Genomic DNA, 7,602 nt, shown 5'->3' on the forward strand with positions numbered 1-7,602 from the left:
TGAAGGCCCGCATCGGCCCGGCGGCCTACGTGCTGTCGGGGCTACGGGCGTTGCGGGGGCAGGGGCGCGATCCGCCCCAGCAGCGCGGAGGTGGCGGCCACGGCGAGGTTGCGGTCGTGGGTGAGGACGAACTCGAAGCGGCGCTCGGCCTCCGGGCCGTCGTCGCCGAGGTCGCGGGCCAGCAGCGCCCCGGCGAAGTGCGGGCCGAGCACGGTGACGTCCCACTCCAGCGTCAGCGGGTCGCCGCTGTCGACGTGCACGCCGCGCACGCCGCGCACGCCCGGCACCGGGGCGGGCGGGACGTCGGAGCCGATGGCGGCGACGAAGGCGGCGCGCTGGGCGATGCGGGCGTAGCGGGCGCGGGTGTCCGGGGTCAGCTGCGAGACGTGCTGGAAGGTGGAGACGACGACGCAGGCGTCGCCGGAGCCGCTGGCCTGCTGCTCCAGCTGCTTGCTCATCTGCACCAGCAGCGGCTTGCGGGCCACCCGCACCCGCCGCCGGCGCGCGGCCAGCTCGAAGGGGCTGTCCACGGTGTCCAGGGGCCGGCGCGCGCCGAGCGGCAGGCCGCGGCCGGGGGAGCCGGTGCGCACCGCGGCGGGCAGCGGACCGGGACGGCCGAACAGCCAGCCCTGCCCCAGCGAGGCGCCGAGGGCGACGGCCGTGGCGCACTGCTCCTCCGTCTCCACCCCCTCGGCGAGCACGAGGGTGCCGTCGCGCTCGGCCTGCGCGCTGACGGCGTTGGCGATGGCGGCGATCTGCGCGTCCGGCTGGGCCTGCACCAGGCGCAGGTCGAGCTTGACGACGTCGGGCCGCACCAGGGGCAGCAGGGCGAGGGAGGCGGGGTCGGCGCCCACGTCGTCCAGCGCGATGCCCCAGCCGCGGGCGCGCAGCAGGTCGACCATCCGCAGCAGTTCCGCCGGGCGTGCAGTCAGGGCCCGCTCGGTCAGCTCCACCACCACGGCGTGCGGGGAGGCGCCGGGCAGCGCGGGCGGGCGGCGCTGCCCGGCGGCCTCGGGCTCGGTGTTGAGGAACAGGGTCCACGGCGCGCCGAGCCCACCGGCCTCGGCGGCGGCGAGCGCGGCGACCTGGCACGCGCGGTCGAGCTCGGCCAGGCGCCCGGCGCGGCGGGCGGCGGCGAAGAGGGCGTCGGGACGCTGCAGGGCGGAACCCTCCGGCCCGCGGGTGAGGGCCTCGAACGCGACGGTCCGGCGGGTGTCGAGGTCGACGATCGGCTGGAACACGGTGTGCAGCGCCCCGGTGCGCAGCAGGGCGTCGAGCTCGTCGAGCCCCTCCGCCCGCACCGCGGCGTGGGTCGGGGAGAGGGCGAGAGACGCGCCGGCGCGGACCCCGGGCTGCACCAGGCCGTCGGTGCGCAGCAGGGAGCTCGTGGGCGTCACCCGTGCTGTGTCGGCACGCGCGGCGCAGGGCTTGAGCGGGGCCCGCCCGGGCCCGGGCGGGTGCGGCGACACCGTTCGACGATGTCGAACGCCGCGTGTTGACCCCCCGCTGCGGCCCCTCCTAGCGTCGCGACCTGCGGCTCCAGCCGCAGCTGCCACCGCCTATCGATGGAGAGGGCACATGGCCGAGCACCACGCTTCGCCCACCGCTTCCCCCACCGCGACCACCAGCGCACGCACCGGCGCGCGCGACCGCCTGGAGGTGTCGCACGGGCCCGAGCGGCCCGGGCTCGTCGGTGAGCTCCTCGCCGAGTTCGCCGGCACCGCGATCCTCATCCTCTTCGGCGTGGGCGTCGTCGCCCAGGTCGTCGCCGGCGGCAACGGCGGCGACGACGCCATCCACTGGGCCTGGGGCCTGGGCGTCACCCTCGGCGTCTACGTCGCCGGCCGCGCCAGCGGCGCGCACCTGAACCCCGCCGTGACCATCGCGCTGGCCGTCTTCAAGGGTTTCGCCTGGTCCAAGGTCCCCGCGTACTGCGTCGCGCAGTTCCTCGGCGCGCTCGTCGCCGCGCTGGTCGTGCGCGTGACCTACAACGACCTCATCATCGCCGCCGACCCCGGCACCACGTACGACACCCAGGGCATCTTCTCCACGCTGCCCAACCCGGGCATCGGCCTGGGGGACGCCTTCCTCGACCAGGTCGTGGGCACCGCGATCCTCGTCTTCGTCATCTTCGCCGTCACCGAGGCGCGCGCCACCCCGCCCGGGGTGAACCTCGCCCCCCTCATCATCGGCCTGCTCGTCGTCGGCATCGGCATGGCCTGGGGCGTCAACGCCGGCTACGCCATCAACCCCGCCCGCGACTTCGGCCCCCGGGTGGCGTCGTGGCTCACCGGCTACTCCACCGCCATGCGCGAACCCGGCGGGGCGTTCTACTTCTGGATCCCCATCGTGGCCCCCGTCGTCGGCGGCCTCGTCGGCGGGTTCCTCTACAAGGTGCTCGTCGAGCGCTACCTGCCCGCGGAGCAGGGCGCCTCGACCGAGCCGGGCCGCGTGCCCACCGACGCCTGACCCACGACCCCGGAACCGACCGGCCCCCTGCAGAGAGGCAGCACCGATGGCACCCGACGCCGGCCCCCAGTACGTCGCCGCAGTCGACCAGGGCACCACCAGCACCCGGTTCATGGTGTTCGACCACGGCGGCAACGAGGTCGCCAAGCACCAGCTCGAGCACACCCAGATCATGCCCAAGCCCGGCTGGGTGGAGCACGACCCGATCGAGATCTGGGAGCGCACCCGCTCCGTCATCCAGAGCGGGATGCGCTCGGCGAACCTGCAGGCGGGCGACCTCGCCGCCCTGGGCATCACCAACCAGCGCGAGACGGCCGTGGTGTGGGACAAGCGCACCGGACGGCCCTACTACAACGCCATCGTGTGGCAGGACACCCGCACCGACCGCATCGCCGCGGCCCTGGACCGCGACGAGCGCGGGCAGGTGATCCGCCGCAAGGCGGGCCTGCCGCCCGCGACGTACTTCTCCGGCGGCAAGATCCAGTGGATCCTGGAGAACGTCGAGGGGGTCCGCGAGGCCGCCGAGGCCGGCCACGCCGTGTTCGGCAACACCGACTCCTGGCTCATCTGGAACCTGACGGGCGGGGTGAACGGCGGCGTCCACGTCACCGACCCCACCAACGCCAGCCGCACCATGCTCATGGACCTGGAGACCCTGCGGTGGGACGACGAGCTGCTCGGGTTCTTCGGCATCCCGCGCGCGATGCTGCCGGAGATCAAGCCGTCCTCCTGCCCGGAGGGCTACGGGCCCTCCGGCGCCGACGGCCCGCTCGGCGGGGAGGTGCCGCTGACCGGCATCCTCGGTGACCAGCAGGCCGCCATGGTCGGGCAGGTGTGCTTCGCCCCCGGCGAGGCGAAGAACACCTACGGCACCGGCAACTTCATGCTGCTCAACACCGGCGCGGAGCTGGTCCGCTCCGACAACGGCCTGCTCACCACCGTCTGCTACCAGTTCGGCGACGAGCAGCCCGTCTACGCGCTGGAGGGCTCCATCGCCGTCACGGGCTCGGCGGTGCAGTGGCTGCGCGACCAGCTCGGCATCATCTCCGGCGCCTCCGAGTCGGAGTCGCTGGCCCGGCAGGTTGAGGACTCCGGCGGCTGCTACTTCGTGCCCGCGTTCTCCGGCCTGTTCGCGCCGTACTGGCGCTCCGACGCCCGCGGCGCCATCGTCGGGCTGTCGCGCTACAACACCAACGCGCACATCGCCCGGGCGACGCTGGAGTCCATCTGCTACCAGAGCAAGGACGTCGCCGACGCGATGGCGCAGGACTCCGGGGTGCCGGTGGAGGTGCTCAAGGTGGACGGCGGCATCACCGCCAACGCCCTGTGCATGCAGCTGCAGGCGGACATCCTCGGCGTGCCGGTCTCCAAGCCGGTCGTCGCCGAGACCACCGCGCTCGGTGCCGCCTACGCGGCCGGCCTGGCCGTCGGGTTCTGGAAGACGACCGACGAGCTGCGGGAGAACTGGAACGAGGGGCGGCGCTGGACGCCCTCGTGGGACGACACCCAGCGCGAGGACGGCTACAAGGGGTGGCGCAAGGCCGTCGAGCGCACCCTGGGCTGGGTGGACGTCGACTGACGGGGTGACCACCGGGTGCGGGCGCCGCCCGCGCCCGGTGGACCGCCCGCCGCGGGTACCGCCGGGGCGGGTCCGGGACGAGTGGACACGACGAGGGAGCAAACAGGTGGAGTCGAGAGCGCTGTCGCCGCAGGCACGGCAGGACGCACTGCGCGAGATGGCCGTCGGGGAGCTGGACGTGCTCGTCGTCGGTGGCGGTGTCGTCGGCGCGGGCGCGGCCCTCGACGCCGTGACCCGCGGTCTGCGCACCGGGATCGTCGAGGCGCGCGACTGGGCCAGCGGCACCTCCAGCCGCTCCAGCAAGCTGGTCCACGGTGGCCTGCGCTACCTGGAGATGCTGGACTTCGCGCTGGTGCACGAGGCGCTGCGCGAGCGGGGCCTGCTGCGCAACAAGCTGGCCCCGCACCTGGTGCGGCCGGTGCCGTTCCTGTACCCGCTCACCAAGCGGGTCACCGAGCGGCCCTACGTCGGTTCGGGCGTGGCGCTCTACGACGCCATGGCCCTGTCGTCGGGCAACAACGCGGGTTTCCCGCTGCACCGCCACCTCACCCGCCGCGGTGTGGCGCGGGAGGCGCCGGGCATCAGGAAGGACGCCATGGTCGGCGCCATCCAGTACTGGGACGGGCAGGTCGACGACGCCCGGCACACCATGATGATCGCCCGCACCGCGGCGCACTACGGCGCGCTGGCGGCCAACCGCACCCGCGTGCGGGAGTTCCTGCGCGAGGGCGAGCGCGTCGTGGGCGCCGTCCTCGTCGACCTGGAGTCCGGCGAGGAGATCCGGGTCCGCGCCAAGCAGGTCATCAACGCGACCGGGGTGTGGACCGACGAGACCCAGGAGCTCGTGGGCGCCCGCGGGCAGTTCCAGGTGCGCGCCTCCAAGGGCATCCACCTCGTCGTGCCGCGCGACCGCATCCAGTCGCGCACCGGGATGATCCTGCGCACGGAGAAGTCCGTGCTGTTCATCATCCCGTGGGGGCGGCACTGGATCGTCGGCACCACGGACACCGACTGGCAGCACGACAAGGCGCACCCGGCGGCCACCAGCGCCGACATCGAGTACGTGCTGTCGCACGCCAACGCGGTGCTGCGCTCCCCCCTGACCCGCGAGGACGTCGAGGGCGTCTACGCCGGCCTGCGCCCGCTGCTGTCGGGGGAGTCGGAGTCGACGAGCAAGCTCTCGCGCGAGCACGTCGTGGGCCACCCCGTACCGGGCCTCGTCGTGGTGGCCGGCGGCAAGTACACGACGTACCGCGTGATGGCCGCGGACGCGGTGGACGTGGCCGTGGAGGGCCTCGACGGGAAGGTCCCGGCGTCCACGACGCAGGACGTCCCGCTCGTCGGCGCCGACGGCTACAAGGTGCTGTGGAACCAGCGCCACCAGCTCGCCGCGCGCGCCGGCATCCACGTCGACCACGTCGAGCACCTGCTGGGCCGCTACGGCTCGCTGGTGCGGGAGGTCCTGGACCTCGTGGCCGCCGACCCCTCGCTGGGGGAGGTGCTGCCGCACGCCGACGACTACCTCAAGGCGGAGGTCGTCTACGCGGCCACCCACGAGGGCGCCCGCCACCTCGACGACGTGCTGGCCCGGCGCACCCGCATCTCCATCGAGACGTGGGACCGCGGCACGGAGAGCGCCCGGGCGGCGGCCGAGCTGATGGCCGGGCCCCTCGGCTGGGACGAGGCGCGCATCGAGAAGGAGGTGCGGCACTACCTGGAGCGGGTGCGCGCGGAGCGGGCCTCCCAGGAGCAGCCGGACGACGCCTCCGCCGACGCGGTGCGGCTGCAGGCCCCGGACGTCGTGCCGGTGGTCTGAGCCGCCCGGCTGCCGCTCGCCCGTGCGGGGGAGCGGCAGCCGGAGCGCCTCAGGACGGTGCCCGGTCCACCCGCCCCCGGTCGGATCCCTTCAGTGCCGGATCCCTTCAGTGCCGGATCCACCCGAACGTCCGGCGCACCGCCTCCTGCCAGTTCTCCCACTCCACCTGCCGCCGCCCGGGCGCCATGTGCGGGCTCCACTGCGCCGCGCGGTGCCAGCGGCGGCGCAGGGAGTCCAGGTCGTCCCAGAACCCCACCGCCAGCCCCGCCGCGTACGCCGCGCCCAGCGACACCGTCTCCGACACCATGGGCCGCACGACGGGCGCGTCCAGCACGTCCGCCACGGTCTGCATGAGCAGGTTGTTCGACGTCATCCCGCCGTCCACCCGCAGCGACGACAGCCGCAGGTCCGCATCGGCCTCGATGGCCTCCACGACCTCGCGGGTCTGCCACGCGGTGGCCTCCAGCACCGCCCGCGCCAGGTGCCCCTTGGTGATGTAGGAGGTCAGGCCGACGATGACGCCGCGCGCCTCGGAACGCCAGTGCGGGGCGTACAACCCGGAGAACGCGGGCACGAAGTAGCAGCCGCCGTTGTCCTGCACCGTCCGCGCCAGCGTCTCCACCTCCGGGGCGGAGGAGATGAGCCCGAGGTTGTCCCGCAACCACTGCACGAGCGAGCCGGTCACGGCGATGGACCCCTCCAGGGCGTAGCTGGCGGGTTCGTCGCCGATCCGGTGGGCCACGGTCGTGAGCAGCCCGTGGGAGGAGCGGGTGATCTCGCGACCGGTGTTCATCAGCAGGAAGCTGCCCGTGCCGTAGGTGCACTTGGCCTCACCCGGGTCGAAGCACGTCTGCCCGAACAGGGCCGCCTGCTGGTCGCCGAGCGCGGCCGCGATCCGGGCGCCGGGGACGACCGTGCGGGCGCGGCCGTAGACCTCCGCGGAGGACCTGATCCGCGGCAGCACCGCGGCGGGCACCCCGAGGGCGTCGAGCAGCTGCGGGTCCCAGTCGAGGGTGCGCAGGTCCATCAGCATGGTGCGGCTGGCGTTGGTGACGTCGGTGACGTGCACGCCGCCGTCGGGGCCGCCGGTGAGCTTCCACACCAGCCAGGACTCGATGGTGCCGAAGAGGACCTCCCCGCGCTCGGCGCGCTCGCGCAGGGCGGGGTCGGCGTCCAGCAGCCACCGCAGCCGGGGGCCGGCGAAGTAGGTCGCCAGCGGCAGGCCGCAGCGCTCGGCGAAGCGCTCCGCGCCGCCGTCGGCGGCCAGCTCCTCCACGAGGTCGGAGGTCCGGGTGTCCTGCCACACGACGGCGCGCCCGACGGGTTCACCGGTGCGCCGGTCCCACAGCAGGGTCGTCTCGCGCTGGTTGGCGATGCCCACGGCGACGACGTCCTCGGGGCGGGCGCCGGCCTGGGCCATCGCGGCGGGCACCAGCCGCTCGACGTTGCGCCAGATCTCCGCGGCGTCGTGCTCGACCCAACCGGGGCGCGGGTAGTGCTGGCGGTGCTCGCGCTGGGCGACGGCCACCAGGCGGCCGTCGTGGTCGAAGAGGATGCAGCGGGTGGAGGTGGTGCCCTGGTCGACGGCGACGACGAACCCGTCGCGGCCGGGGGCGCGGGTGGCGCGCCGGCCGGTGGCCGCGGCCAGGCTCACCGGCCGGCCGCCAGGTCGCGGGTGACGGCAAGGACAACGCCGGCAACGACTTCCCCGTGGCGTCGAGCTACACCGTGCGAGCGG

General features: G+C 74.3%; 5 protein-coding genes. 3 read left to right on the forward strand and 2 right to left on the reverse strand.

Going from position 1 to position 7,602, the window contains the following annotated elements; all coding sequences use genetic code 11:
* Positions 1–41: 41 nt before the first annotated feature.
* Positions 42–1,397, reverse strand: coding sequence for a sensor domain-containing phosphodiesterase (locus tag ABEB16_RS16100; protein ID WP_345713240.1), 1,356 nt, complete (start codon positions 1,395–1,397; stop codon positions 42–44).
* Positions 1,398–1,659: 262 nt separating this feature from the next.
* Here ABEB16_RS16100 and ABEB16_RS16105 point away from each other — a divergent pair, with 262 nt between their 5' ends.
* The 3 genes from ABEB16_RS16105 (at position 1,660) to ABEB16_RS16115 (ending at position 5,864) form a co-directional block, all read left to right on the forward strand.
* Positions 1,660–2,469, forward strand: a complete 810-nt coding sequence (locus ABEB16_RS16105; protein ID WP_345713243.1) for an MIP/aquaporin family protein — start codon at positions 1,660–1,662, stop codon at positions 2,467–2,469.
* Positions 2,470–2,515: 46 nt separating this feature from the next.
* Entirely contained in the window at positions 2,516–4,048 is a 1,533-nt protein-coding gene (gene glpK / locus ABEB16_RS16110; RefSeq protein WP_345713241.1) for a glycerol kinase GlpK, read from the forward strand.
* Positions 4,049–4,154: 106 nt separating this feature from the next.
* Positions 4,155–5,864: a glycerol-3-phosphate dehydrogenase/oxidase gene (locus ABEB16_RS16115; protein ID WP_425560222.1), complete on the forward strand. Its 1,710-nt coding sequence runs from the start codon at positions 4,155–4,157 to the stop codon at positions 5,862–5,864.
* A 106-nt stretch (positions 5,865–5,970) separates the two neighbouring features.
* Here the strand turns inward: ABEB16_RS16115 and glpK (ABEB16_RS16120) are convergent, their stop codons facing one another.
* The gene (gene glpK, locus ABEB16_RS16120; protein ID WP_345713242.1) at positions 5,971–7,518 is read right to left on the reverse strand and encodes a glycerol kinase GlpK; all 1,548 of its coding nucleotides are present in this window, start codon (positions 7,516–7,518) and stop codon (positions 5,971–5,973) included.
* Between the last annotated feature and the right edge of the window lie 84 nt (positions 7,519–7,602).

Source organism: Kineococcus glutinatus (assembly GCF_039542765.1).
GTDB lineage: Bacteria > Actinomycetota > Actinomycetes > Actinomycetales > Kineococcaceae > Kineococcus_A > Kineococcus_A glutinatus.